The following is a 26,345-nucleotide window of genomic DNA, read 5'->3' as shown; positions in this document are numbered from 1 at the left end:
ACCCTGCAGAGGAAGAAAGATGTCAGCAATTGATAAAGAAGCAGTAAAACAGTTTTTACTGAGTCTACAAGATTCGATTTGCCAGCAGCTTGAGCAAGCTGATGGCACAGCACTGTTTGAAGAAGATGCATGGGAGCGTGAACCTGGCGAACGCCTTGGTGGCGGTGGTCGAACTCGTGTGATGACCAATGGTGCGGTATTTGAGCAAGGTGGGGTTAACTTTTCTCATGTCGCTGGTAAGGCTATGCCTGCCTCAGCCACAGCTCACCGTCCTGAATTAGCCGGACGTAAGTTTGAAGCTATGGGTGTCTCATTAGTTATCCACCCTAAAAACCCATATGTCCCAACCTCACACGCGAACGTTCGATTCTTCATTGCGGAAAAAGAAGGGGAAGACCCAATTTGGTGGTTTGGTGGTGGTTTTGACTTAACGCCATTTTATCCTTTCGATGAAGACTGCCAATCTTGGCATCAAACCGCTAAAGACCTGTGTGCGCCGTTTGGTGATGACGTTTATCAAGAACACAAGGAATGGTGTGATAAGTACTTCTATCTGCCTCACCGTGATGAAACACGTGGTGTGGGTGGGCTGTTCTTTGATGATCTGAATGAGTGGGGCTTTGAAAAGAGCTTTGCTTATATGCAGGCGGTCGGTGAAGGTTTTGCAGCCGCATACTTACCAATTGTAGAACGACGCAAACAGACGCCTTATGGTGAGCGCGAGCGTGATTTCCAACTTTATCGTCGTGGTCGCTATGTTGAATTTAACTTAGTGTATGACCGTGGCACCCTATTTGGTTTGCAAAGCGGTGGTCGTACAGAATCAATATTAATGTCGATGCCGCCATTGGCTCGCTGGGAATATCGCTACGAACCTCAAGCGGGTTCACCAGAAGATCTGCTTTATAGCGACTACCTAAAGCCTCGAGTTTGGTAGTTCTTCCTTCCTTATAGGGATAGTGATAGGGTCATCTATATAGATGACCTTTTTTATTTCTGTTAGGTAAGGATATGACACAGCAAGTAGATCGTTATGCCGTTTTCGGTAACCCTATTGGGCAAAGCAAATCGCCATTCATTCACACATTATTTGCTCGCCAAACCAGCCAACAACTTACCTATACAGCATTACAGCCAGAGCATGGTGAATTTATCACTGCTGCGAAAGCCTTTTTCAGTGAAGGTGGTCGAGGATGTAATGTCACAGCGCCTTTTAAAGAAGATGCCTATCAGTTTGCCAATCGCCTAACTGAGAGGGCTGAATTGGCTGGTGCCGTAAACACACTTAAGAAGCTCGATGACGGAGAAATCATTGGTGATAACACCGATGGCGAGGGTTTAGTTCAAGACCTGCTTCAACATCAAGTTGCGTTAAAAGGAGCTCGCGTTCTTCTTCTTGGCGCTGGTGGTGCTGCGAGAGGGGTGATTCAACCTCTTCTCGACCAAAAGCCACAACAGCTGGTGGTCGCTAATCGAACCAGCTCCAAGGCTGAACTTCTGGCTGAGATGTTTTCTTCGCATGGCAATATCAAGGGGATGGGGCTAAGTGATGTTAATGAAGGCTTTGATGTCATTATTAACTCTACTTCGTCTGGTCTAAGCGGACAGATTCCTGAAGTGTCTGATGCTATTTTCAATTCTAATAGCGCCGTTTATGACATGGTTTACGGATCTGGAACCACAGTATTTAATCAATGGGCATTAGATAACGGTGTTCATGCTGCTTATGATGGTTTGGGTATGCTAGTGGGGCAGGCAGCAGAGAGCTTTATGCTGTGGCGTGGCCTTCGTCCTGGAACAAAACAGATTTTAAGAGAATTACGTAAAAACCTAGAGATGTAATGAGGTATTTATAAAAAATGAATCAATCAATTCTATTTCCGGATATCCAAGATTGGGATGAAGCAAGTCAATCTATCACCTTCCCAGCACAACAGTCGGGTGCATTGATCGAATGTGTCTTATCTATTGAAGAATTATCACGATTGGCAGGTAAAGTGATAGAAGAGGGCGATCAAGCTTTAGCTATCTTTTCAGAGTTACGTTTCGATATTGAAGAGCTAGCGGAAGAGTTAATAGAAGAAGAGGAGTATGACTCCTCTAATCGAATTCAGATTAAAGTGCTTTAAACAGGAAGCACAGAGTCTAGATAGTCATTTTTATTCTGAACATAGTTGTCAGCCGACTTCTGCAAGAAAGCACGTTCTTTATCATTTAATGGACGTGCTTGCTTAACTGGGCTTCCTACATAGAGATAACCACTCTCAAGTACCTTGTTAGGTGGAACCAAACTTCCCGCACCAATCATTACTTCTTGTTCGATAACCACACCATCCAGCACAATAGCTCCCATACCAACAAGTACACGATCTTCAATCGTGCAGCCATGCAGCATTACTTTATGCCCGATAGTGACATCATTACCTATTAATAGAGGATAACCGTCAGGGTTTTCAGCATTCTTATGGGTGACGTGCAAGACACTACCATCTTGGATGTTCGTTCTCTCTCCAATATGAATGTGGTTCACATCCCCTCGAGCAGCAACCAAAGGCCACACGCTAGAGTCGTTACCGATTTTGATATCACCAACCAGTACCGAACTTGTATCTATATAGACACCTTGTCCAATCTGAGGGGATATTCCTTTATAACTGCGTATTGAACTCATAAATCCTCCTTTATATAGGCACCTTAAGCCCTTAATTAAGGGGAATACTAGTGAAAATGGAGTGTTTTGAACAAAAAATGCTCGAACAATCAAAAAAGTAAGAAAAACTTCAAAAAGGGCTTGCCAGTGTGATCGAAATCCCTATAATCCCACCTCGCTGACACGGGATGGCTTCAATAGAAACCATCCCGTGTCAGCAGGTCAAATTAGCCAAGCTAAACGCTTGAAAAAAAGTTTTGAAAATAGTGGTTGACACTAAAACTTAAATCGCTAGAATGGCCGTCCGATTTGAGCGAAGCTCAAAAAGGAAAAGCTCTTTAACAATTTAAACCTATCAATCTGTGTGGGCACTCGTTGATGAATATCAAAACGTTATTGGTTCTTTTTCGAAAGAGCGTAATAGCAGTTACTTCGGTAACACAATGATTTCAATGAACTGAGTGACCAATACGAATAACTTCGGTTATTTGGCACAGTCAATTCATTACCATTCTGTTGGAATGGTAATAGCTTTAGAATTACATGTTCATTTTCGAATGAATATTAGTTTTGAAGTCAGTATTCGTTGAGTCACAAAATCTTAAATTGAAGAGTTTGATCATGGCTCAGATTGAACGCTGGCGGCAGGCCTAACACATGCAAGTCGAGCGGAAACGACACTAACAATCCTTCGGGTGCGTTAATGGGCGTCGAGCGGCGGACGGGTGAGTAATGCCTAGGAAATTGCCTTGATGTGGGGGATAACCATTGGAAACGATGGCTAATACCGCATGATGCCTACGGGCCAAAGAGGGGGACCTTCGGGCCTCTCGCGTCAAGATATGCCTAGGTGGGATTAGCTAGTTGGTGAGGTAATGGCTCACCAAGGCGACGATCCCTAGCTGGTCTGAGAGGATGATCAGCCACACTGGAACTGAGACACGGTCCAGACTCCTACGGGAGGCAGCAGTGGGGAATATTGCACAATGGGCGCAAGCCTGATGCAGCCATGCCGCGTGTATGAAGAAGGCCTTCGGGTTGTAAAGTACTTTCAGTTGTGAGGAAGGGGGTGTTGTTAATAGCAACATCTCTTGACGTTAGCAACAGAAGAAGCACCGGCTAACTCCGTGCCAGCAGCCGCGGTAATACGGAGGGTGCGAGCGTTAATCGGAATTACTGGGCGTAAAGCGCATGCAGGTGGTTCATTAAGTCAGATGTGAAAGCCCGGGGCTCAACCTCGGAACTGCATTTGAAACTGGTGAACTAGAGTACTGTAGAGGGGGGTAGAATTTCAGGTGTAGCGGTGAAATGCGTAGAGATCTGAAGGAATACCAGTGGCGAAGGCGGCCCCCTGGACAGATACTGACACTCAGATGCGAAAGCGTGGGGAGCAAACAGGATTAGATACCCTGGTAGTCCACGCCGTAAACGATGTCTACTTGGAGGTTGTGGCCTTGAGCCGTGGCTTTCGGAGCTAACGCGTTAAGTAGACCGCCTGGGGAGTACGGTCGCAAGATTAAAACTCAAATGAATTGACGGGGGCCCGCACAAGCGGTGGAGCATGTGGTTTAATTCGATGCAACGCGAAGAACCTTACCTACTCTTGACATCCAGAGAATCCAGCGGAGACGCAGGAGTGCCTTCGGGAGCTCTGAGACAGGTGCTGCATGGCTGTCGTCAGCTCGTGTTGTGAAATGTTGGGTTAAGTCCCGCAACGAGCGCAACCCTTATCCTTGTTTGCCAGCGAGTCATGTCGGGAACTCCAGGGAGACTGCCGGTGATAAACCGGAGGAAGGTGGGGACGACGTCAAGTCATCATGGCCCTTACGAGTAGGGCTACACACGTGCTACAATGGCGCATACAGAGGGCAGCGAGCCAGCGATGGTAAGCGAATCCCAAAAAGTGCGTCGTAGTCCGGATTGGAGTCTGCAACTCGACTCCATGAAGTCGGAATCGCTAGTAATCGTGAATCAGAATGTCACGGTGAATACGTTCCCGGGCCTTGTACACACCGCCCGTCACACCATGGGAGTGGGCTGCAAAAGAAGTAGGTAGTCTAACCTTCGGGAGGACGCTTACCACTTTGTGGTTCATGACTGGGGTGAAGTCGTAACAAGGTAGCCCTAGGGGAACCTGGGGCTGGATCACCTCCTTATACGAAGATATTGACGATGAGTGTCCACACAGATTGATTAGGTTTAGAAAAGCAAAGAGACGAAGAACTCCCAAGTTCTTCAAAGTTTGTTTCTACTTTTGAAAGTGGAGATGAATTAGCAGTGTCCCGTTCGTCTAGAGGCCTAGGACACCGCCCTTTCACGGCGGTAACAGGGGTTCGACTCCCCTACGGGATACCATTGGGTCGTTAGCTCAGTTGGTAGAGCAGTTGACTTTTAATCAATTGGTCGCAGGTTCGAATCCTGCACGACCCACCATTTCCTCCCAAGGAAATAAAATATTGGGGCTATAGCTCAGCTGGGAGAGCGCCTGCCTTGCACGCAGGAGGTCTGCGGTTCGATCCCGCATAGCTCCACCATTCTTTCTCACGAAGGAATTAAAACTTTCGTGGGCGATTAGCTCAGTTGGGAGAGCACCTGCCTTACAAGCAGGGGGTCACTGGTTCGAGCCCGGTATCGCCCACCATCTTTAAGCGTTCTTTGATGACAATGGTCTGATGAGAGCTTTTAAAAATGGTTTCGAAAGCTTTATGTTTAGAAACTCTTGCTCTTTAACAATTTGGAAAGCTGACTGATTACTTAATTGGTTTTCACTTTAAAAAGTGAAATCAAACAGCTCAAGGCTGTGATTAAGTTAATCAAATTTAAAAGTTCTCAATGTTTATCTTTTATTAGATAAACACAACAAACACATTCAAGTGTCTTGTATTCGATTCAAACTTAGTTTGAATCACAATTGAGTCCGGCAAACAGTCGTTGAGAATTAACCCTTCTTGATGACAACCAAAAACCTTGGTTGCTTTTTGTCTTCACTCCCGCTTTGTCTTCACTTTTAAAAGTGAAAATAAAAAGGAAAGTGAAAGCAAATTTGTATCATACACAAGACCCTTTCGGGTTGTATGGTTAAGTGACTAAGCGTACACGGTGGATGCCTTGGCAGTCAGAGGCGATGAAAGGCGTAATAACTTGCGATAAGCCCAGATTAGGTAGTAATAACCTTTTGAGTCTGGGATTCCTGAATGGGGAAACCCACGTGCACAAGCACGTATCCTGTTGTGAATACATAGCAGCAGGAGGCAAACCGGGGGAACTGAAACATCTAAGTACCCCGAGGAAGAGAAATCAACCGAGATTCCGAAAGTAGCGGCGAGCGAAATTGGATTAGCCCTTAAGCTTTTAATGATGCAGGTGAAGCCTCTGGAAAGTGGCGCAGTAAAGGGTGATAGCCCCGTAACCGACACATCATCATCAGTGAAATCGAGTAAGGCGGGACACGTGATATCCTGTCTGAATATGGGGGGACCATCCTCCAAGGCTAAATACTACTGACTGACCGATAGTGAACCAGTACCGTGAGGGAAAGGCGAAAAGAACCCCTGTGAGGGGAGTGAAATAGAACCTGAAACCGTGTACGTACAAGCAGTAGGAGCACCTTCGTGGTGTGACTGCGTACCTTTTGTATAATGGGTCAGCGACTTAATTTTAGTAGCAAGGTTAACCGTTTAGGGGAGCCGTAGGGAAACCGAGTCTTAACTGGGCGTACAGTTGCTAGGATTAGACCCGAAACCAGGTGATCTAGCCATGGGCAGGTTGAAGGTTGAGTAACATCAACTGGAGGACCGAACCGACTAATGTTGAAAAATTAGCGGATGACTTGTGGCTAGGGGTGAAAGGCCAATCAAACCTGGAGATAGCTGGTTCTCCCCGAAAGCTATTTAGGTAGCGCCTCGGACGAATACTACTGGGGGTAGAGCACTGTTAAGGCTAGGGGGTCATCCCGACTTACCAACCCTTTGCAAACTCCGAATACCAGTAAGTACTATCCGGGAGACACACGGCGGGTGCTAACGTCCGTCGTGGAGAGGGAAACAACCCAGACCGCCAGCTAAGGTCCCAAAGTATAGCTAAGTGGGAAACGATGTGGGAAGGCTCAGACAGCCAGGATGTTGGCTTAGAAGCAGCCATCATTTAAAGAAAGCGTAATAGCTCACTGGTCGAGTCGGCCTGCGCGGAAGATGTAACGGGGCTAAGCTATACACCGAAGCTGCGGCTACGTACCTTAGGGTATGTGGGGTAGGGGAGCGTTCTGTAAGCCGTTGAAGGTGGTCTGTAAGGGCTGCTGGAGGTATCAGAAGTGCGAATGCTGACATGAGTAACGATAAAGGGAGTGAAAAACTCCCTCGCCGGAAGACCAAGGGTTCCTGTCCAACGTTAATCGGGGCAGGGTAAGTCGACTCCTAAGGCGAGGCCGAAAGGCGTAGTCGATGGGAAACGGGTTAATATTCCCGTACTTCTTACAATTGCGATGGGGGGACGGAGAAGGCTAGGTGGGCCTGGCGACGGTTGTCCAGGTTCAAGTATGTAGGCGGAAAGTTTAGGTAAATCCGGACTTTCTTAACGCTGAGATACGATGTCGAGCACCTACGGGTGTGAAGTCATTGATGCCATGCTTCCAGGAAAAGCCTCTAAGCTTCAGATTGTAAGGAATCGTACCCCAAACCGACACAGGTGGTCGGGTAGAGAATACCAAGGCGCTTGAGAGAACTCGGGTGAAGGAACTAGGCAAAATGGTACCGTAACTTCGGGAGAAGGTACGCTCTTATCAGTGAAGTCCCTTGCGGATGGAGCAGACGAGAGTCGCAGATACCAGGTGGCTGCAACTGTTTATTAAAAACACAGCACTGTGCAAAATCGTAAGATGACGTATACGGTGTGACGCCTGCCCGGTGCCGGAAGGTTAATTGATGGGGTTAGACTTCGGTCGAAGCTCTTGATCGAAGCCCCGGTAAACGGCGGCCGTAACTATAACGGTCCTAAGGTAGCGAAATTCCTTGTCGGGTAAGTTCCGACCTGCACGAATGGCGTAATGATGGCCACGCTGTCTCCACCCGAGACTCAGTGAAATTGAAATCGCTGTGAAGATGCAGTGTACCCGCGGCTAGACGGAAAGACCCCGTGAACCTTTACTACAGCTTGGCACTGAACATTGAACCTACATGTGTAGGATAGGTGGGAGACTATGAAATTGCGTCGCTAGATGTGATGGAGTCGTCCTTGAAATACCACCCTTGTAGTTTTGATGTTCTAACGTTGGTCCCTGAATCGGGATTACGGACAGTGCCTGGTGGGTAGTTTGACTGGGGCGGTCTCCTCCCAAAGAGTAACGGAGGAGCACGAAGGTGGGCTAAACACGGTTGGACATCGTGTGGTTAGTGCAATGGCATAAGCCCGCTTGACTGCGAGAATGACAATTCGAGCAGGTGCGAAAGCAGGTCATAGTGATCCGGTGGTTCTGAATGGAAGGGCCATCGCTCAACGGATAAAAGGTACTCCGGGGATAACAGGCTGATACCGCCCAAGAGTTCATATCGACGGCGGTGTTTGGCACCTCGATGTCGGCTCATCACATCCTGGGGCTGAAGTCGGTCCCAAGGGTATGGCTGTTCGCCATTTAAAGTGGTACGCGAGCTGGGTTTAGAACGTCGTGAGACAGTTCGGTCCCTATCTGCCGTGGGCGTTGGAAAATTGAAAGGGGCTGCTCCTAGTACGAGAGGACCGGAGTGGACGAACCTCTGGTGTTCGGGTTGTCATGCCAATGGCATTGCCCGGTAGCTACGTTCGGAATCGATAAGCGCTGAAAGCATCTAAGCGCGAAGCGAGCCTTGAGATGAGTTTTCCCTGGCACTATAAGTGTCCTAAAGGGTTGTCGTAGACTACGACGTTGATAGGCAGGGTGTGTAAGTGCTGCGAGGCATTGAGCTAACCTGTACTAATTGCCCGTGAGGCTTAACCATACAACACCCAAGGGGTTTTGTGGACTCAAAGAAACAGACCTTGAATGCGTTTGAAGAGACTTTTATTACTCTATTGAATAGAGAAACAGCTTTCCGAATTATTAATTGTCGCAGAGGCGTCAATTAAACAGAATTTGCTTGGCGACCATAGCATTGTGGACCCACCTGACTCCATGCCGAACTCAGTAGTGAAACACAATAGCGCCGATGGTAGTGTGGGGCTTCCCCATGTGAGAGTAGGACATCGCCAGGCTCTTATTTATTTTCACTTTTTTGAAAGTGAAGACAAAAAGGTATCGTTACCTGTGTATACATGTAACAACATCTACAGTGTACTAATCTGTTGATGACAATTTTTTGGAGGGATGGCTGAGTGGTCGAAAGCACCGGTCTTGAAAACCGGCAACCGTTAATAGCGGTTCTAGGGTTCAAATCCCTATCCCTCCACCACCATTAAAAAGCCCGCTGAGAAATCAGCGGGCTTTTTTCATATCTGTCGTTTAGCAAAACAAAAAGAGCACTAACGTGCTCTTTACCTGTGACTCCACACCAGCTTGTTATCACTTATAGATAACTAGTCTGCAGGTATTTTCCTTCGGCGACCTGCCAAAATGCTCTAATTAATGGGTTTTCTAATTGCGCGCGCTTACAGCACACCCCTAGTTCAAATGGTTTGATTGGCTCTATCTTTAAGCGGTCTACTTTGTCACGTACAGGACTGTTGTTGATGACGACATCTGGAGCAATACCGACTCCACAACCTAGTGCAACCATACTTACAATCGCCTCATGGCCTGACACCTGAGCGTAAATATTGGGCTTTATCTTCATTTTTTTGAACCATGTATTGGCTCGGTCACGCGCTGTACCAGCTTCAGGGATTATAAAAGGTATTGCATTCCATTTGGGTTTGTCAGATTGCAATTGTTGGCTAAAGCTACTGACACCGGATGGAATAATAACTGATAGTGGAATATCACTGATGGTTTCGAATTCTAATCTTGAAGGAAGGATGTCTGGCTTCGCAGAGATCGCAATATCCGCCTCATCATTCAATATCTTATCGATGGATTGAGCTGGATCACCAGTAGATAGCTTGAATTCAATATAGGGATGAATTGCCCTGAATTCAGTTATTAGCTCAGGAAGATGACTATAACTAGCCGTTACTGAGCAAAATATGCGAATTTCCCCTTTAAGTTCCTGCTCTCCACCTTTTAGATGAAGGTTATATTGCTGCCACTCTCCAACAATGCTCAATGCAACAGGCAATAGGTGTTTGCCTGCTGGGGTGAGATCAACACTGCGGTTGTCTCTGATAAGCAATTCTTGCCCCGTCTCCTCTTCAAGTTTTTGTACCTGACGACTCAGCGCTGAAGGACTGACGTGCATAGCAGCAGCGGTTTTGCTGAAACTCTTGCTGTCACATAAATGTATAAATAATTGTAGAGACTTTATGTTCATGTTCTGCGATCGTTTCCATGTTGCATTTATTGCAATAACTAATTGTGAATATATCACTTTCAGCAACGGAGTGTCTGTTTTAGTATGAAGTCATTCGATAGAGAGATATCGACCTTACGGACTTATTTTTAAAGGAGTGCCCTACAATGGCTAACTATTTCAATACATTAAACCTTCGTGAGCAACTAGACCAATTAGGTCGCTGCCGTTTCATGGATCGTGAAGAATTTACGACTGAAGTTGAATACCTTGAAGGTAAGAAGATCGTCATTGTTGGCTGTGGTGCTCAAGGCCTGAACCAAGGTCTAAACATGCGTGATTCTGGTCTAGATGTATCTTACGCTCTACGCCAAGCGGCAATTGATGAGAAGCGTCAATCATTCAAGAACGCTGACGAAAACGGCTTTGCAGTTGGTAGCTACGAAACGTTAATCCCTCAAGCAGACCTAGTGATTAACCTTACTCCTGATAAGCAACACACTAATGTTGTTGAGACAGTAATGCCTCTAATGAAACAAGGTGCTGCTCTTGGTTACTCTCATGGTTTCAACGTTGTTGAAGAAGGCATGCAATTACGTGCTGACCTTACCGTTGTAATGGTTGCACCTAAGTGCCCAGGCTCTGAAGTACGTGAAGAGTACAAGCGTGGCTTCGGTGTTCCAACATTGATCGCGGTTCACCCAGAAAATGACCCTAAGGGCGAAGGCTGGGATATCGCTAAAGCTTGGGCTGCTGGTACAGGTGGTCACCGTGCAGGTTGTCTAGAATCTTCATTCGTAGCGGAAGTTAAATCTGACCTTATGGGTGAGCAAACCATTCTATGTGGCATGCTACAAGCAGGTTCTATCGTATCTTACGAGAAGATGATTGCCGATGGTATCGAACCAGGCTATGCAGGGAAACTTCTACAATACGGTTGGGAAACGATTACCGAAGCACTTAAGTTCGGTGGTGTCACTCACATGATGGATCGTCTATCTAACCCTGCTAAAGTTAAAGCGTTTGAGCTTTCTGAAGAGCTGAAAGATCTAATGCGTCCGCTTTACAACAAGCACATGGATGACATCATTTCTGGTCACTTCTCTAGCACTATGATGGCTGACTGGGCGAACGATGATGTGAACCTACTAGGCTGGCGTGAAGAGACAGGCGAAACGGCATTCGAAAACTACCCAGCTTCTGACGTAGAAATCTCAGAGCAAGAGTACTTCGACAACGGTATCCTAATGGTTGCTATGGTTCGTGCCGGTGTTGAGCTCGCATTCGAAGCTATGACGGCATCAGGTATCATTGATGAGTCTGCTTACTACGAATCTCTACATGAGCTTCCACTAATCGCAAACACAGTTGCTCGTAAGCGTCTTTACGAAATGAACGTAGTAATCTCTGATACAGCTGAGTACGGTAACTACCTATTCGCTAACGTAGCAACACCGCTACTGCGTGAGAAGTTCATGCCTTCAGTAGCAACGGACGTGATCGGCCGTGGTCTAGGTGAAGCATCTAACCAAGTAGACAACGCTAAGCTAATTGAAGTAAACGAAGCTATCCGTAACCACCCTGTAGAGTACATTGGTGAAGAGCTACGTAGCTACATGAGCGACATGAAGCGTATCGCTGTAGGCGGTTAATTAGTCGCTTAGATACTGAAATATGTTGAAAAAGCAAAGCAGTATCACTAGCTCCTTACAGGTTGGAGTTATAAATAAGTAACACAACATCTAATAGAAAGGCTTGGTCGCCGTTGACCAAGCCTTTTTGCTTTTCAAGGGGCGGTATCGAGAATGCTTCGCGTCTCAGAGGATGATGGTTTTCAAGCTAAGTCATTCCCGAAAGTGACGAAGGAACGTGGTCAGGAAACTATTCATTATTAGAGTTCTCGTCCGCATAAAAAAGGGCTGACGTTCTCACGTCAACCCTTCATATATCTTCTCGCTTGAATGCTTACTTGTCAGCAAGCTTAGCTTCTAGTTCAGCTAGCTTCTGTTCCATTTCCGTCAGCTTTTGACGAGTGCGCAGCAGCACCTGTGTTTGAACATCAAACTCTTCACGGCTGACAACGTCTAGCTTATTCAATTGGCCTTGGATAACTTGGCGAACCTTTTGGTCTACGTCTGAACCCAGTTCTTTCACTGGCTGAGGCATAGAGTCGTGGATCTGCTTAGCAATTTGCTCTAGTTTTTTTGGATCAAACATATCAATTAAACTCCTGACTATTTATCACTATTCTATTTAATCACACCTGAGATGTCGCCTATCGCGTATAAAAAAAGGCCACCGAAGTAGCCTTTTTCATTGTTTTACGACTTAGCGATTACTTATTGTCAGCTAATCCTCTCTGCGCAGCCTTTGCTTCATCGACACGAGCTAGCTTTTCTAGATCTTTGTCTTCAACAAATACAGGTAGAGGTTTGTGCTTCTCTGCTAGGTAGCTGTAGATTACTGGCAGTACAAACAAGGTAAACAATGTACCGATTGCTAGACCAGCAACGATTACAATACCGATACTGAAACGTTGAGCCGCACCTGCACCCGTTGCATACATCAGTGGGATTAGACCCGCAATCATCGCAGCAGTAGTCATTAGGATTGGACGAAGACGAACCTTCGCCGCTTCCATAACGGCTTCAATACGCGTCTTGCCATTGTGTAGTTGCTCTTCTTTTGCTACTTCACAGATCAAGATACCGTGTTTGGTGATCAAGCCGACCAAGGTGATTAAACCAACTTGTGAGTATATGTTCATCGTGGCTGCACCCCAAGCCAGAGCTATTAGGGCACCACAAATAGCAAGTGGTACAGACACCATGATAACCAATGGATCTTTCAGAGATTCGAACTGAATCGCCAATACCAAGAAGATGATAGCCAAAGCTAAACCAAAGGTTGCGTAAAGTGCGCTACCTTCTGTTACGTATTGACGTGCTTCACCCATGTAATCGTGGTTGTAGCCACTTGGAAGCTTATTCGCCGCCGTGTCTTCAAACCATGCAATTGCATCACCCATTGCTGCTCCTGGAGCAGGTACTGCACCAATCGTAGCTGAGTTCAATTGGTTGAAGTGAGGAAGAGAACGAGGCTCTGCCACAACATCAATCGTAATCAAACTGCCTAGTGGTACAGCATTACCGTCCGCAGCACGTACGTAGTAGTTGTTCATTGATTCAGGGTTTAAACGGAACTTACGTTCAACTTGAGGGATAACCTCGTAAGAACGACCATTCAAGTCGATACGGTTTACGTAACCATCAGACATCATAGTACCTAAAGTGATACCAATGTCTTGCATGGTCACGCCGTAAGCCCCTGCTTTGTCTTTGTCGATATGGATCTTCATCGTTGCTGAGTCGTAGTTCAAATCAAGATCTGAATAAACGAACAACGGGTTAGTAGATACTTCGGCTAAGATCTCTGTCGTAATTTGGAATAGGCTCTCGAAGCTGTTCGGTGTGGTAATAACAAACTGAATAGGAAGGCCTGAACCTGCCCCTGGAAGTTCTGGCATTTGGAAGGCTGTTACGGCCATACCAGGGACATCTTTCACCAAGTTACCAACACGGTTTGTTACTTCAGACTGGCTTGCTTCTCGCTCGCTCCAAGGAACCATAGACGCAATACCAAACGCTTGGTTTGCATTTGGTACACCTGTAAACACTTGTGCGTAAGCTACTTCTGGCTGATCAGACAGAATCTTGTTTACGTCGTTCATGGTGTTTTGCATGAAGTCTAAGTTCGCATTCGACGGTGCTGTACCCATCAACATGATTACACCTTTATCTTCTGAAGGTGCTAACTCACTAGGGATGAACTTGAACAACAACGGTAAACTTGCAAATACGATGATAGCAAAGCCAATGAATACTGGACGATGCTGCATTACCGCACCAAGTATACGCTCGTAGCGGTTAGTCATACCATCCAATACACTATGTACTTTTAGTTCAAACTTGCTTGGTTCTGCATGAGCTTTTAGCATTTTTGAGCACATCATAGGCGATAGCGTCAGTGCCACGATACCCGATACAAAAACTGAACCTGCCAGGGTTAATGCGAACTCTTTAAACAACGAGCCTGTAATACCACCCATCATAGCGATAGGAGCGTATACCGCACCTAGCGTTAGTGTCATCGCGATAACGGGTACCGCAATTTCACGGGTACCGATAATGGCAGCTCGGAAAGGAGATTCCCCGAGCTTGATATGTCGGTCAACGTTTTCGAGTACCACGATCGCATCATCTACCACTAGACCTATGGCGAGTACCATTGCCAGTAGTGTCATCAGGTTCCACGAGAAGCCCATTGCTTGCATTACCATTGCCACACCAATAAGTGATAGTGGGATAGTAACGATAGGAATAAGAACTGCACGGAATGAACCAAGGAACAAGGTAATAACGATCAATACAATTAAGGCAGCCTCAAGAATGGTTTTGATAACTTCTTGAATAGACTCATTAATCGCAATGGTCGAGTCATACATCACGTTCATTGATATGTTGCTTGGGAGGTTCTTCTCTAACTGAGGAAGAAGCTCAAGTACATCGGCTGCAATATTGATTGGGTTAGCACTTGGCGCCGCGTTAATCGCTGCAACAACTGCTTCTCGACCATTGGCGCTTGCTCGGTAAATATCGTGGCTTTTCTCTAAAGAGACCTTAGCGATGTCGGATAGACGAATGATTTCACCTTCACCGCTCTTCACCACTAGGTTCTCTAATTCTTCAGTGTTTGATACCTGAGTATCTGCACTGCCGTTATAAAGCACGAACTCACCAGTCGCTTGACCCGTAGCTGATTGGTAGTTGTTAGCGTTCAGTACCGTCATCACATCAGATGCAGTTAGGCTAACCGCTGCCATTTTTGAGGGGTCTAGCCATACGCGTAGTGCGTATTTCATACCACCATAAAGGTCGACTTTAGATACACCGTTTACCGTAAATAGCTGCGGGTTGATGACACGCTCTAGATAGTCGGTAATTTGGCTCGATACCAACTCATCACTGGTAAAACCGATGTAGAGGACCGCTGTTGTTGAACCGGTAGACATAGTTACAGTTGGGTCTTCGGCTTCTTTTGGAAGCTGCGAACGAACCGAGTTTGTCTTGGCCAGTATGTCAGACAGCGCTGCATTCGGGTCGGTGTTCAGCTTCATGTTCACGGTAATCGTTGAACTACCGAGAACAGAAGAAGAAGTCATATAGTCGATATTATCCGCTTGAGCTACAGCCTGTTCGAGGGGCTGGGTTATAAAGCCTTGGATAAGATCGGCACTTGCACCGTAGTAACTCGTAGTAACGGTTACGACGGTATTCGTCATTTCAGGGTATTCACGCACCTGCATTTTGAAGATTGCTTGTAAGCCAAGCAGCGCAATCAAAAAGCTGATGGATACCGCTAGAACTGGACGTTTAATAAAAACATCAGTAAAGCGCATTGTGCCTCCAGTTACAGCTTAGGTGTTTCAGATGGTGGAGTGATGGCATCACTTTCAACAATCTTAACTTTGGCACCATTACTTAGACGTACTTGGCCTGAAGTGACAACCGTATCACCGGCTTTCACACCCTCAAGAATATGAGCGATATCAGCGGTACGTTCGCCTACTTTTACAACATGTTGAGCAACACGTTGAACCCCATCTTCTTCAGTTATGATATAAACATTGTCGCCGTATAGAGTAAAAGTAATGGCTGTTTGAGGCAGAGTTACTTGGTTCTCTAATTTAGGTAAAATGATGTTAGCGCGAGCGAACATGCCGCTACGAAGCTTGCCATCATTGTTTGGAATGTCTGCCTGAACTTGAATAAGACCACTTTGGATACTTACTGCAGGTTCAATAGCACTGATAGAGCCTTCAAAAGGTGTTTCAGGGTAAGCATCAACAAAGATGTCGATCGCTTGGCCAACGTTGATGCGAGATATATCAGTTTGAGAAACCGTGAAGCGCAGGCGCATTACACTGGTGTCTTCTAAGCGAACAATATCCGTACCCGATTGCAGGTATTGACCTAAGTACACATTACGGATACCGACAGTGCCATCAAACGGTGCGCGGATTTCACGACGCTCAATCGATGCTTTTAGGCTTTCAATATCAGCAGATAGAGAGAAGTAGTTCGCTTCTGCTTCATCGTATGCTTCTTTAGAGATAGAGCCTTTTTTGAATAGACCTTGGTAGCGCTTGTATTTTGCTTTAGCAGCAGGCAAACGAGCTTCAGAGCTCTTTAGATTTGCTTTTTCCACACCTGAGTCAAGGCGAACCAGTTGTTGACCATTCTTAACTTCAGTACCTGACTCGAAGGAAATTTGATCAATAACACCACTGGTTTCGTTTGCTAGAGTGACACCTTGGTTTGGTTCAATGAAGCCGATTGCCTCAATCACCGGAACCCAGTCGATCGGCTGAACTTCAGTTACCGTTACTGGAAACTCTGGCTCAGGACGGTTGGCCATAAACTCAGCAATTTTTTGTTGTTTGAACATGTTAAACCCAATAACGCTGCCGAAAAGAAGTACAGCGATGAGTAACATGAAGAAAGTCCACTTTTTCATTATGGTCAAAACTCCAATCTAGTGTTTAATTATTGCATCCCAACAGGCTTCTATTGCCGCTTCTAGTGCAGCCTCGTCAAGTTGGTAAAATCCTAAAGAATGCTTACGTGCTAGCGAGACACTAGCTGCTAAGCTCAAGCCACTTAATACTTCATTATCAAGTGGTTTAAATAACCCTCGCTCTTTGCCCTCATTAAATAGCAGCTCAACTTGGGCAAACATTTTACGTTCTAGTTCCCTGAAGTCTTGGCTATTTGTCACGGGTAAAGAGTCATATTGAACCTGATTTTTAATCGCGGCTAAATTCGTTCCCGATAAGCTCCATATGTTTAACCACATGGTTCTATAGCGTTGCTTTATTGGATCCGAATCATTAACCCCTTTTTGAACAGCATCCGCTACTCGTTGAGTTACGAGCACTCGAACATCATCTATCAAGTGGTCTTTATCATCGAAGTAGCGGTAGATAGTGCCTGCAGCTACTCCTGCTTCTTTCGCTAATTTTTGCATTGAGAGGCCTTGAAAGCCGACCTCTGCAATTAGCTTTTCAGCGGCAGAAAGTATTTGTTGGCGTTTATCCTGAGGTGTATGAGCTGTCATTTTCCATCACCGATGAATGAACGTTCATTCATTGTAGCCTGATAACTATACACATGTGCAACAAAATTTTGCACAAATAACGTAAAAATCTTATATAAGAGAGCATAGCAATCATGCTATTGCAGGATTATTATAGACGCGCAATTTAATTCGCACCTCTAGACCAAATTGAGAACCAAATGAAACTGAACCCAAGACAAGATGAAGCCGTGAAGTATGTTTCAGGCCCCTGCTTAGTATTAGCGGGGGCTGGATCAGGCAAAACACGTGTTATCACCAATAAAATTGCTTATCTGGTTCAGGAGTGTGGTTACAAGGCGCGTAATATTGCGGCGGTGACCTTTACTAATAAAGCAGCTCGCGAGATGAAAGAACGTGTTGGGCAAACGCTGGGTAAGGGCGAATCGAAAGGGCTGATTGTTTCGACCTTTCATACCATGGGCTTAACCATCATTCGTCGTGAATACAAAGCACTGGGTCTAAAAGCGGGCTTTTCTCTGTTTGATGACCAAGACCAGCTAGCTTTGTTAAAAGAGCTAACAGAGAGGCAGATCGATGGTGATAAGGATCTGCTGCGCGCATTGATGAGTACCATTTCGAACTGGAAAAACGACATGCTAACGCCAGATCAGGCGAAAGCGCGCGCTCAAGGCGAACAGGAGCAGTTGTTTGCTTTCTGCTTTGAGATGTACCAAAAACAGATGAAGGCCTATAACGCACTTGATTTTGATGATTTGATCGCGATGCCTGTACTGTTGTTAAAAACCAATCAAGAAGTTCGTGAGCGTTGGCAGTCACGTATCCGCTATTTACTTGTTGATGAATATCAAGATACCAATACCAGCCAATATGAATTGGTACGATTGTTGGTTGGTGAAAGAGGACGTCTTACGGTAGTAGGTGATGACGACCAATCCATTTACTCGTGGCGTGGCGCAAAACCGCAAAACTTGGTGCTGCTTGGTGAGGATTACCCTAATCTGCGTTTGATCAAGCTAGAGCAAAACTACCGCTCAACCAGCCGAATCTTGCGTGCGGCGAACATCTTGATCGCCAATAACCCGCACGTGTATGAGAAGTCACTGTTCTCTGAGATCCCTGATGGTGAAAAGCTCAAGGTATTGAATGCCAAGAATGAAGAGCACGAAGCCGAACGTATTACCGGTGAGATCATTGCACACAAATTTTTGAACCGCACAGAATACAAAGATTATGCGGTGCTTTACCGGGGTAACCACCAATCTCGCCTGATTGAAAAAGCCTTGATGCAAAACCGTGTGCCTTACAAGATCTCTGGAGGCACCTCTTTCTTCGCTAGAGCAGAGATAAAAGACATCATGGCTTATCTGCGTGTGTTGGTGAACCCAGATGATGACAACGCCTTCCTACGTATTGTAAACACGCCGCGTCGCGAAATTGGCCCGGTTACGCTTGAGAAATTAGGCAGCTACGCCAACATGCGTGGCAAAAGCCTATTTGAAGCCAGCTTTGAGATGGGCTTGGAGCAAACATTGACTGGCCGTGGTTTAGAAAATCTGCGTCGTTTCAGTGATTGGATCGTTCGTATCTCGGATAACGCCGAGCGTGGTAACACCGTGGAAGCGGTTCGTTCTTTGGTGCGCGATATTAATTACGAAGATTGGTTATACGAAACCTCGGCAAGCCCTAAAGCCGCGGAAATGAGAATGAAAAACGTCTCTGACCTTTATAGTTGGATTGTGGCTGACTTAGAAGGTGACAATTATGATAAAGAAGAAAAAACGCTAAGAGAAGTCGTTCAGCGCTTAACGTTGCGCGACATGATGGAACGTGGAGAAGATGACGATGATGCTGACCAAGTACAGTTAATGACACTTCACGCATCGAAAGGCTTGGAGTTTCCATATGTATTTTTAATGGGAGCGGAAGAGGGCATTTTACCTCACCAAACCAGTGTTGATGAAGGCAATGTAGAAGAAGAGCGTCGTCTTATGTATGTAGGCATTACTCGAGCACAAAAAGAGCTAACTTTTACTAAGTGTCGTGAACGCCGTCAGTATGGTGAATTGATAAAGCCAACCCAAAGCCGCTTTCTTGATGAGTTGCCGTATGATGATGTTGAGTGGGAAAGCGTCAAGAAACCTCAATCTGCTGAAGAAAGGATGGAAAAAGGGCAGGCGCACATTGCCAATATTCGTGCGATGTTCAACAAGAAGTAAAGCTCTGCTTTAATCGCGCTATATAGAAGCCAATAAAAAAGGTGACCATCAGATCAGGTCACCTTTTTTGAATTTGGCATTTTTAATTACAGATCGGTAAATTACAGACCGGCAATCATGTGCTCGATAGCATCTTTGATTTCGTCGTCTGAACAATCCATACATGAACCTTTCGCTGGCATTGCATTAAAGCCGTTGATTGCATGGTCTGCTAGAATGTCGCGACCCTGAGCAATTCTAGGCCCCCAGTCTCCCGCATCACCTTTCTTAGGTGCGCCACTTACGCCAGATGCGTGACAAGCGATACAAAAAGTACCATAAACGGTTGCGCCGTCGCGAGGGCCTGTTGGTTCTGCGGCTACTGGCTCACTGCCGACTAGGTATACTTGACCAACTGGCTTGATGCGTTCTGCAATTATATCTTGCTCTGCTTCGCTTAGGCCTGAAGCCATTGCGCCAGTTGAAAAGGTTAAAACTGCGATGACAACGCTTAAAATTCGACGAGACATATCCATTAAACTCACTTTACATTCCCAAGGTAAGTACATGCTTACCAATTTATAGTGTTGGAAGGGTGTTTTGATTTGAGCAGCAAAGAGCGACTGTTAAACCAATGTAAATAATGGGTGATTATATCCCGATAAGTTGTTGCAATAAACAACAACTTATAAGCTGTGACAGGTTGTAGTACTCAAATAAGGGGTTTATCACATATTAACTGTCGAAAAAGAGACCAAACAGAAAAAAAAGTTAAAAAAGTACTAGACGGCATTGGGTGATCTACGTATTATTCCACTCCGCCGACAGGGCATGCGCCTGTAGCTCAGCTGGATAGAGCGTTGGCCTCCGGAGCCAAAGGCCGAAGGTTCGAATCCTTTCAGGCGCGCCATCCGGTCACTTACTTAGGTAAGTGAAAATTGGCACAAAGAAACAATGGTGGCTATAGCTCAGTTGGTAGAGCCCTGGATTGTGATTCCGGTGGTCGCGAGTTCGAATCTCGTTAGCCACCCCATTCTTTCTTTTAAAAAATAATGGTAGCCTAGGCTTCCTGTATTGACTTAATATTCCCTGAGTCGAGACAAAACTAGTCGGTGAATAGCGCAGCTTGGTAGCGCATCTGGTTTGGGACCAGAGGGTCGGGGGTTCGAATCCCTCTTCACCGACCACTATTTCAATAATTGCTGTTAAGCGGTTATATAAAAAGTTAGTGGTGGCTATAGCTCAGTTGGTAGAGCCCTGGATTGTGATTCCGGTGGTCGCGAGTTCGAATCTCGTTAGCCACCCCATTAATTTTGGTAGCTTTTTGAAGCTCCCTGTTTGAGAAATCAAACGAAACGTCTCGGTGAATAGCGCAGCTTGGTAGCGCATCTGGTTTGGGACCAGAGGGTCGGGGGTTCGAATCCCTCTTCACCGACCATTTTTAAGAAAGCTCATCAGAAATGATGAGCTTTTTTTTCATCTGTAGCTCATTAGATTGGAACCCAAGTGGGGTTCGCCTGGTGTTCAAAGAATGTCTCTTCACCGATCACCTTTAAGAAGCCTCAGTCGAAAGACTGGGGCTTTTTTACATCTGTCGCATGGGTATTTTCCAATTATTGTTTCTGATGGCAGGAGCGAATCGAGTTAGGCTACTCTCCTGGTACCTCTTCAGTAAGATCCCCCTCATATACAGGTATCCCACCTTCGACTTTCTCAATTATTGCGTTTTCATAGAGAGGAGCGCTTTATTAAGCTCAAAGATCTATATCTAGTTTTATCTAAAATAACCGCTCAATAATTCGACAAATTAATGTGTTTGGTCTACGGATTTTGTGAAAAGAGAAACTTGGCCCCGGATTTGGTCACTAAGGGCTATATCTGACAACTTTCTTTCGGTCAAATACCTCAAAATCTCATCTAATTTATCAAGATTTTAGGTTTATTGTTTTATATTTACTGTAGCTATGTGAGTGGTTAAATATCTGGCTTATATATTCCTATCTAGTTGTTTTGTTTGCTTAAAGTGTAAAATGTAGAGTTTGTTTCTATAGTGTTAATTGTTTTTTGGAATAATTATTTGTTTTTAGTGACTAATAGTGAGATCTGCTTTTAGCCATAAGCTTAGCTCTACAAGTAAGTAGTTGTATGGGATTTGTGAGAATTTATCGCCGATAATATAATGTTGATTTTTATTACTATATGCTTCTTATGTGAATATTTATGTGCTACTTTTGCCTGTTAAGCGTTTGACGTCGACTTTTTATCCTATTTTTGTTGCTTTTCTGTGAATTATTTGCCAAATTGTCAACCGTATAAAATATCAGAACAATATTCTGGTAAGAATGGATTCAATTTTGCAGACAGGGCAGAAAGCTGCCAAAGCAGTAGAGGTCTGGTAATGTCACTTTTAGAAGTAAAAAATCTTCGTATCGAATACCCATCTCGTCATGGAGTTCACGCCGCAGTTAAATCACTCTCGTTCAGTATTGAACGTGGTGAGATTGTTGGTGTTGTAGGCGAGTCAGGTGCAGGTAAATCAACAGTAGGTAATGCTGTGATCGATTTGCTGAGCCCTCCCGGCCGCATTGCTAGCGGCGAGGTATTTCTGGATGGCGAAAAAGTCTCAGGTCTATCTCCTGAACAGATGCGTTCTGTTCGCGGCTCAAAGATTGGTTTTATCTTCCAAGATCCAATGACGTCTCTAAACCCTCTATTCACCGTAGAGCAGCAGTTAAAAGAGACGATTCATGCCAACATGAAGGTTTCAGATCAAGAAGCCTACCAGCGCTCATTAGACTTGATGAACCAAGTGGGTATCCCGCAACCAGAAAATCGTTTAAAGCAATACCCACACCAATTCTCTGGTGGTATGCGTCAGCGTGTGGTTATCGCGATCGCCTTGGCAGGTGAACCTGACCTTATCATCGCAGATGAACCAACAACGGCACTGGATGTGTCAATCCAAGACCAAATCTTGGGCTTGATTCGCGAGCTATGTATTAAGAAAAACGTGGGTTGCATGTTAGTCACGCACGACATGGGCGTAGTATCTAACGTTACTGATCGCGTAGCCGTCATGTATCGTGGTGATTTAGTTGAGTTTGGCCCAACAGCGAAAGTTCTGGGTACTCCTGAGCACCCCTACACACACAGTCTTATTTCAGCGGTTCCGCGTTCAGATCGTAAACTCGATCGTTTCCCCACAGTGAGTTACATCGAAGAAGCGCAAGAGATGGCACCACTTGATGTGAAAAACCACTGGTTAGGTCAAAGCCAAGATCATCGTGATTACACTGGTCCACTGCTGAACGTTGAAAACGTAAACTTGCGCTTCACCACCAAAGACTCATTCTTTGAGAGCCGTCGTGAGTACGTTCAAGCGTCAAACAACGTCAGCTTTGAAGTACATGAAGGTGAAACGTTTGGTCTAGTAGGTGAATCAGGTTCAGGTAAATCAACGATTGCTCGTGTTATTGCCGGTTTGTACGCACCAAACTCAGGTAAAGTGACTTTTGAAGGGATTGATCTGACAGGACTTAAGTCTGAGAAAGAGCGTCGTCCAATGCGTCGCCAAATGCAGATGGTTTTCCAAAACCCATACACATCAATGAACCCTCGAATGAAAATATTCGACATCATTGCGGAACCTATCCGATTCCATAAGCTGACTCGTAACGAGAATGAAACTCGTCAGATCGTGAACGACCTGCTTGATCACGTTGGTTTAGGCAGGATGTCAGGGGTGAAGTACCCGCACGAATTCTCAGGTGGCCAACGTCAGCGTATCTCTATTGCTCGCGCTCTGGCAACTCGTCCTCGTCTATTAATTTGTGATGAACCTACCTCTGCGCTGGATGTGTCAGTACAGGCTCAGATCCTTAATCTATTGAAAGACCTGCAAGACGAGCTCAACCTAACCATGCTGTTCATCAGTCACGATTTACCAGTTATTCGCCAAATGTGTGATCGTGTTGGCGTGATGCAAATGGGGGAATTACTGGAAGTGGCGCCAACAGAGCAGCTGTTCCAATCGCCTCAACATGAATACAGCAAACACCTAATTTCTTTAATGCCTGAATTTACGGGTTTAAGAGAAGAAAAAGCAGTGGCACAAGCCGCAACATAAAATCAGCAGGCTGGAGTTTAGCTTGCTAACAAAAATAAACAGACGCACATACAACAACTAGGGATCTGGATTCCCGCATGAAGGAGTTATGCAATGAAAACCATGAAAAGCAAATTAGCAGTAGCTTTGATGGCAGCTGGCCTAAGCTTTAGTGTAGCAGCCGCAGATATTACTGTTGGCTACGCAGCTGACCCAGTATCACTTGACCCGCACGAGCAGTTGTCTGGTGGTACACTGCAAATGTCTCACATGGTGTTTGACCCTCTAGTACGTTTCACACAAGAGATGGATTTTGAAGGCCGCCTAGCATCGAGCTGGGAGCGTATTGATGAAACGACTTTCCGCTTCAACCTACGTAAAGGTGTGAAATTCCACTCTGGTAACGAACTGACTGCTGATGATGTTGTGTGGACTTTTGATCGTCTACAAGCCTCTCCAGACTTTAAGTCTATCTTCACGCCATACGAAAAAATGGTAAAAGTGGATGACTACACAGTTGAGCTAGTATCAAAAGCGGCTTACCCACTAGTACTACAAACAGCAACTTACATCTTCCCAATGGACAGCAAGTTCTACTCTGGTCAAACCGCGGAAGGGAAAGACAAGTCTGAACTAGTTAAGCACGGTAACTCGTACGCTTCGACTAACGTTTCAGGTACAGGCCCATTCATCGTAACGCAGCGTGAGCAAGGCGTAAAAGTAACGTTTGAGCGTTTCAACGATTACTGGGACACAGAGTCTGACGGCAACGTAGACAAGCTAACACTTGTGCCAATCAAAGAAGACGCAACGCGTGTAGCCGCGCTTCTTTCTGGTGACGTTGATATGATTCACCCAGTTGCACCAAACGATCATAAGCGTGTTAAGAATGCTAAGAACATCGATTTAGTAACGCTGCCTGGTACTCGTATCATTACGCTTCAAATGAACCAAAACAGCAACGAAGCGTTGAAAGACGTACGTGTTCGTCAAGCAATCGTTCATGCGATTAACAATGAAGGTATTGTTAAGAAAATCATGAAAGGTTTCGCGACAGCGGCTGGTCAGCAAAGTCCAACAGGTTACGCGGGTCACAACGAAGAGCTAGTGCCTCGTTACGACTTGAAAAAAGCGAAAGAGCTGATGAAAGAAGCGGGCTACGAAGATGGCTTTACACTAACTATGGCAGCACCAAACAACCGTTACGTGAACGATGCGAAAGTAGCGCAAGCGTCTGCGGCAATGCTGTCTAAGATTGGTATCAAAGTTGATCTTAAAACGATGCCTAAAGCACAGTACTGGCCTGAGTTTGACCTATGTTCAGCAGACATGATGATGATCGGTTGGCACTCAGATACCGAAGATTCAGCGAACTTCAACGAATTCCTAACAATGACTCGTAACGAAGAGACTGGTCGTGGTCAATACAACTGTTCTGGCTACTCAAACCCTGAAATGGATGCAATTGTAGAAGCTTCTAACACTGAAACTGACCCGGTTAAACGCTCTAAGATGTTGAAAGGTGTTGAAGCAACACTTTACAACGATGCGGTATTCGTACCTCTACACTGGCAGAGTGAAGCGTGGGGCGCGAAGTCTAACGTAGGTGCCGCTGATATAGTAAACCCAATGGTTATGCCTTACTTTGGCGACCTAGTTGTAAAATAATCTAGCTTGCTAGAATCGAGAGCCTGAAGCTTTTCAGGCTCTCAAATTATTAAGAAATAGATTTAAGTTTTGGTATTTGGTTTTCCTTCAGTCTGGCTAAATACTTTTTTAAGACTGAATTTTTTGTTGTCTAGTCGCGGAGTTCGATTAGATAGTCATGGATAGATAAGGGGCAAGGAATGGTTACGTTTCTGGTCAAGCGCCTGTTTCAGGCACTGATAGTGATGTTTGTGATCAGTTTGGTGGCGTTTGCCATTCAGGATAACCTGGGCGACCCGTTGCGTGAGTTAGTCGGTCAATCTGTTTCAGAATCGGAGCGTCAAGCGCTGCGTGATGAACTCGGCTTAAATGATCCCTTCGTTACAAAATACACTCGCTTTATAGGCGCTGCTCTACAAGGCGATCTTGGTACTTCATATTTCTTTAAACGTCCTGCAGTGGATGTGATTTTAGATAAACTGGTCGCGACACTGGAACTGGTGTTGGGCGCTTCTCTGATCATTGTTTGTCTGTCGATCCCACTTGGTGTTTATTCTGCAATACATCCAAAAAGTTTCTTCACCAAACTCGTGATGGCGGGCAGTAGTATCGGCATCTCTGTGCCGGTTTTCTTAACCGCAATCATGCTGATGTATGTGTTCTCTATCGAACTCGGTTGGCTACCGTCATTCGGGCGGGGTGATACCGCAAACTGGTTTGGGTGGGAATCTGGCTTCTTAACGCTAGATGGCCTTGCGCACTTAGTGCTGCCGAGTATTGCTCTGGCATCTATCATGCTGCCGCTGTTCATTCGTCTAGTACGTTCTGAAATGCTCGAGGTTCTGAGCTCTGAATACATCAAGTTTGGTAAAGCAAAAGGCCTAGCGCTGAACAAGATTTACTACCAACACGCTTTGAAAAACACAATGCTGCCAGTACTAACAGTAGGTGGTGTTCAAATCGGTACCATGGTGGCTTACACCATTCTAACTGAAACTGTATTCCAATGGCCGGGTACCGGCTTCCTATTCCTTGAAGCGATTAACCGAGTGGATACTCCACTGATTACCGCATACGTTATCTTCGTTGGTCTGATCTTCGTAGTAACGAACACCATTGTTGACCTGCTTTACGGCATCATTAACCCAACCGTGAATATTACAGGGAAAGGAGCATAA

At 45.5% G+C, this 26,345-nt stretch carries 15 protein-coding genes, 10 tRNA genes and 3 rRNA genes; 21 read left to right on the top strand and 7 right to left on the bottom strand.

Annotation, left to right across the window (positions count from 1 at the left end; all coding sequences use genetic code 11):
- Window positions 1–19: 19 nt before the first annotated feature.
- From hemF to OCV24_RS14055, 3 genes are all read left to right on the top strand, one after another.
- Complete coding sequence (hemF, locus tag OCV24_RS14065) at window positions 20–937, top strand: oxygen-dependent coproporphyrinogen oxidase (RefSeq protein ID WP_136981228.1); 918 nt, start codon at window positions 20–22, stop codon at window positions 935–937.
- A 74-nt stretch (window positions 938–1,011) separates the two neighbouring features.
- The gene (aroE, locus tag OCV24_RS14060; RefSeq protein ID WP_017055418.1) at window positions 1,012–1,842 is read left to right on the top strand and encodes a shikimate dehydrogenase; all 831 of its coding nucleotides are present in this window, start codon (window positions 1,012–1,014) and stop codon (window positions 1,840–1,842) included.
- A gap of 17 nt (window positions 1,843–1,859) precedes the next feature.
- Entirely contained in the window at window positions 1,860–2,129 is a 270-nt protein-coding gene (locus OCV24_RS14055) for a DUF1488 family protein (RefSeq protein WP_102507279.1), read from the top strand.
- Here the strand turns inward: OCV24_RS14055 and OCV24_RS14050 are convergent.
- Window positions 2,126–2,671, bottom strand: coding sequence for a gamma carbonic anhydrase family protein (locus tag OCV24_RS14050; protein WP_137033832.1), 546 nt, complete (start codon window positions 2,669–2,671; stop codon window positions 2,126–2,128). The genes OCV24_RS14055 and OCV24_RS14050 overlap by 4 nt on opposite strands.
- 582 nt (window positions 2,672–3,253) lie before the next feature.
- Here OCV24_RS14050 and OCV24_RS14045 point away from each other — a divergent pair.
- From OCV24_RS14045 to OCV24_RS14010, 8 genes are all read left to right on the top strand, one after another.
- A 16S ribosomal RNA gene (locus tag OCV24_RS14045) occupies window positions 3,254–4,806 on the top strand.
- A 123-nt stretch (window positions 4,807–4,929) separates the two neighbouring features.
- Window positions 4,930–5,005, top strand: a tRNA-Glu gene (locus OCV24_RS14040).
- 2 nt (window positions 5,006–5,007) lie between these two features.
- Window positions 5,008–5,083: transfer RNA gene (locus OCV24_RS14035), tRNA-Lys, on the top strand.
- 25 nt (window positions 5,084–5,108) lie between these two features.
- A tRNA-Ala gene (locus OCV24_RS14030) sits at window positions 5,109–5,184 on the top strand.
- A 31-nt stretch (window positions 5,185–5,215) separates the two neighbouring features.
- Window positions 5,216–5,291, top strand: a tRNA-Val gene (locus OCV24_RS14025).
- A 435-nt stretch (window positions 5,292–5,726) separates the two neighbouring features.
- Window positions 5,727–8,619: ribosomal RNA gene (locus tag OCV24_RS14020) — 23S ribosomal RNA — on the top strand.
- 137 nt (window positions 8,620–8,756) lie between these two features.
- Window positions 8,757–8,872: ribosomal RNA gene (rrf, locus tag OCV24_RS14015) — 5S ribosomal RNA — on the top strand.
- Together the 16S, 23S and 5S rRNA genes with 5 tRNA genes alongside form the textbook arrangement of a ribosomal RNA operon.
- 106 nt (window positions 8,873–8,978) lie before the next feature.
- Window positions 8,979–9,069 (top strand) — tRNA-Ser (locus OCV24_RS14010).
- A gap of 114 nt (window positions 9,070–9,183) precedes the next feature.
- Here OCV24_RS14010 and ilvY read toward each other — a convergent pair.
- A complete protein-coding gene (ilvY, locus tag OCV24_RS14005; RefSeq protein ID WP_150879286.1) occupies window positions 9,184–10,083 on the bottom strand; it encodes an HTH-type transcriptional activator IlvY in 900 nt (299 codons plus the stop codon).
- Window positions 10,084–10,229: 146 nt separating this feature from the next.
- Between ilvY and ilvC the strand changes: the two genes are divergently transcribed.
- Window positions 10,230–11,714 (top strand): ketol-acid reductoisomerase, encoded by a 1,485-nt coding sequence (ilvC, locus tag OCV24_RS14000; RefSeq protein ID WP_136998772.1) that lies wholly within the window; start codon window positions 10,230–10,232, stop codon window positions 11,712–11,714.
- 313 nt (window positions 11,715–12,027) lie between these two features.
- On the opposite strand, the gene ubiK is transcribed toward ilvC, so the two are convergent.
- From ubiK to OCV24_RS13980, 4 genes are all read right to left on the bottom strand, one after another.
- Window positions 12,028–12,279: a ubiquinone biosynthesis accessory factor UbiK gene (ubiK, locus tag OCV24_RS13995; RefSeq protein ID WP_004740921.1), complete on the bottom strand. Its 252-nt coding sequence runs from the start codon at window positions 12,277–12,279 to the stop codon at window positions 12,028–12,030.
- 118 nt (window positions 12,280–12,397) lie between these two features.
- Window positions 12,398–15,520 (bottom strand): multidrug efflux RND transporter permease subunit, encoded by a 3,123-nt coding sequence (locus tag OCV24_RS13990; RefSeq protein ID WP_137007559.1) that lies wholly within the window; start codon window positions 15,518–15,520, stop codon window positions 12,398–12,400.
- An 11-nt stretch (window positions 15,521–15,531) separates the two neighbouring features.
- The gene (locus OCV24_RS13985; protein ID WP_017055695.1) at window positions 15,532–16,638 is read right to left on the bottom strand and encodes an efflux RND transporter periplasmic adaptor subunit; all 1,107 of its coding nucleotides are present in this window, start codon (window positions 16,636–16,638) and stop codon (window positions 15,532–15,534) included.
- Window positions 16,639–16,656: 18 nt separating this feature from the next.
- Window positions 16,657–17,238 carry a TetR/AcrR family transcriptional regulator gene (locus tag OCV24_RS13980; RefSeq protein WP_017055694.1) on the bottom strand — a complete coding sequence of 194 codons (582 nt, stop codon included), beginning with the start codon at window positions 17,236–17,238 and terminating at the stop codon, window positions 16,657–16,659.
- 179 nt (window positions 17,239–17,417) lie between these two features.
- Here OCV24_RS13980 and rep point away from each other — a divergent pair, with 179 nt between their 5' ends.
- Window positions 17,418–19,436: a DNA helicase Rep gene (gene rep, locus OCV24_RS13975; protein ID WP_150879287.1), complete on the top strand. Its 2,019-nt coding sequence runs from the start codon at window positions 17,418–17,420 to the stop codon at window positions 19,434–19,436.
- A 101-nt stretch (window positions 19,437–19,537) separates the two neighbouring features.
- On the opposite strand, the gene OCV24_RS13970 is transcribed toward rep, so the two are convergent.
- Window positions 19,538–19,951 carry a c-type cytochrome gene (locus OCV24_RS13970; RefSeq protein ID WP_017055692.1) on the bottom strand — a complete coding sequence of 138 codons (414 nt, stop codon included), beginning with the start codon at window positions 19,949–19,951 and terminating at the stop codon, window positions 19,538–19,540.
- 297 nt (window positions 19,952–20,248) lie between these two features.
- Here OCV24_RS13970 and OCV24_RS13965 point away from each other — a divergent pair.
- From OCV24_RS13965 to OCV24_RS13930, 8 genes are all read left to right on the top strand, one after another.
- Window positions 20,249–20,325 (top strand) — tRNA-Arg (locus OCV24_RS13965).
- 47 nt (window positions 20,326–20,372) lie between these two features.
- A tRNA-His gene (locus tag OCV24_RS13960) sits at window positions 20,373–20,448 on the top strand.
- A 77-nt stretch (window positions 20,449–20,525) separates the two neighbouring features.
- Window positions 20,526–20,602 (top strand) — tRNA-Pro (locus OCV24_RS13955).
- 44 nt (window positions 20,603–20,646) lie between these two features.
- Window positions 20,647–20,722: transfer RNA gene (locus OCV24_RS13950), tRNA-His, on the top strand.
- A 54-nt stretch (window positions 20,723–20,776) separates the two neighbouring features.
- A tRNA-Pro gene (locus OCV24_RS13945) sits at window positions 20,777–20,853 on the top strand.
- A 960-nt stretch (window positions 20,854–21,813) separates the two neighbouring features.
- Complete coding sequence (locus OCV24_RS13940) at window positions 21,814–23,541, top strand: dipeptide ABC transporter ATP-binding protein (RefSeq protein ID WP_046223390.1); 1,728 nt, start codon at window positions 21,814–21,816, stop codon at window positions 23,539–23,541.
- A 93-nt stretch (window positions 23,542–23,634) separates the two neighbouring features.
- Window positions 23,635–25,188 (top strand): ABC transporter substrate-binding protein, encoded by a 1,554-nt coding sequence (locus tag OCV24_RS13935; protein ID WP_046223391.1) that lies wholly within the window; start codon window positions 23,635–23,637, stop codon window positions 25,186–25,188.
- Between the two features lie 179 nt (window positions 25,189–25,367).
- Complete coding sequence (locus tag OCV24_RS13930; RefSeq protein WP_017055555.1) at window positions 25,368–26,345, top strand: ABC transporter permease; 978 nt, start codon at window positions 25,368–25,370, stop codon at window positions 26,343–26,345.

The organism is Vibrio kanaloae (genome assembly GCF_024347535.1).
Classification (GTDB): Bacteria; Pseudomonadota; Gammaproteobacteria; order Enterobacterales; family Vibrionaceae; genus Vibrio; species Vibrio kanaloae.
Note: the sequence above shows the minus strand (reverse complement) of the source record. Positions and strands in the feature narration are given on the sequence as shown.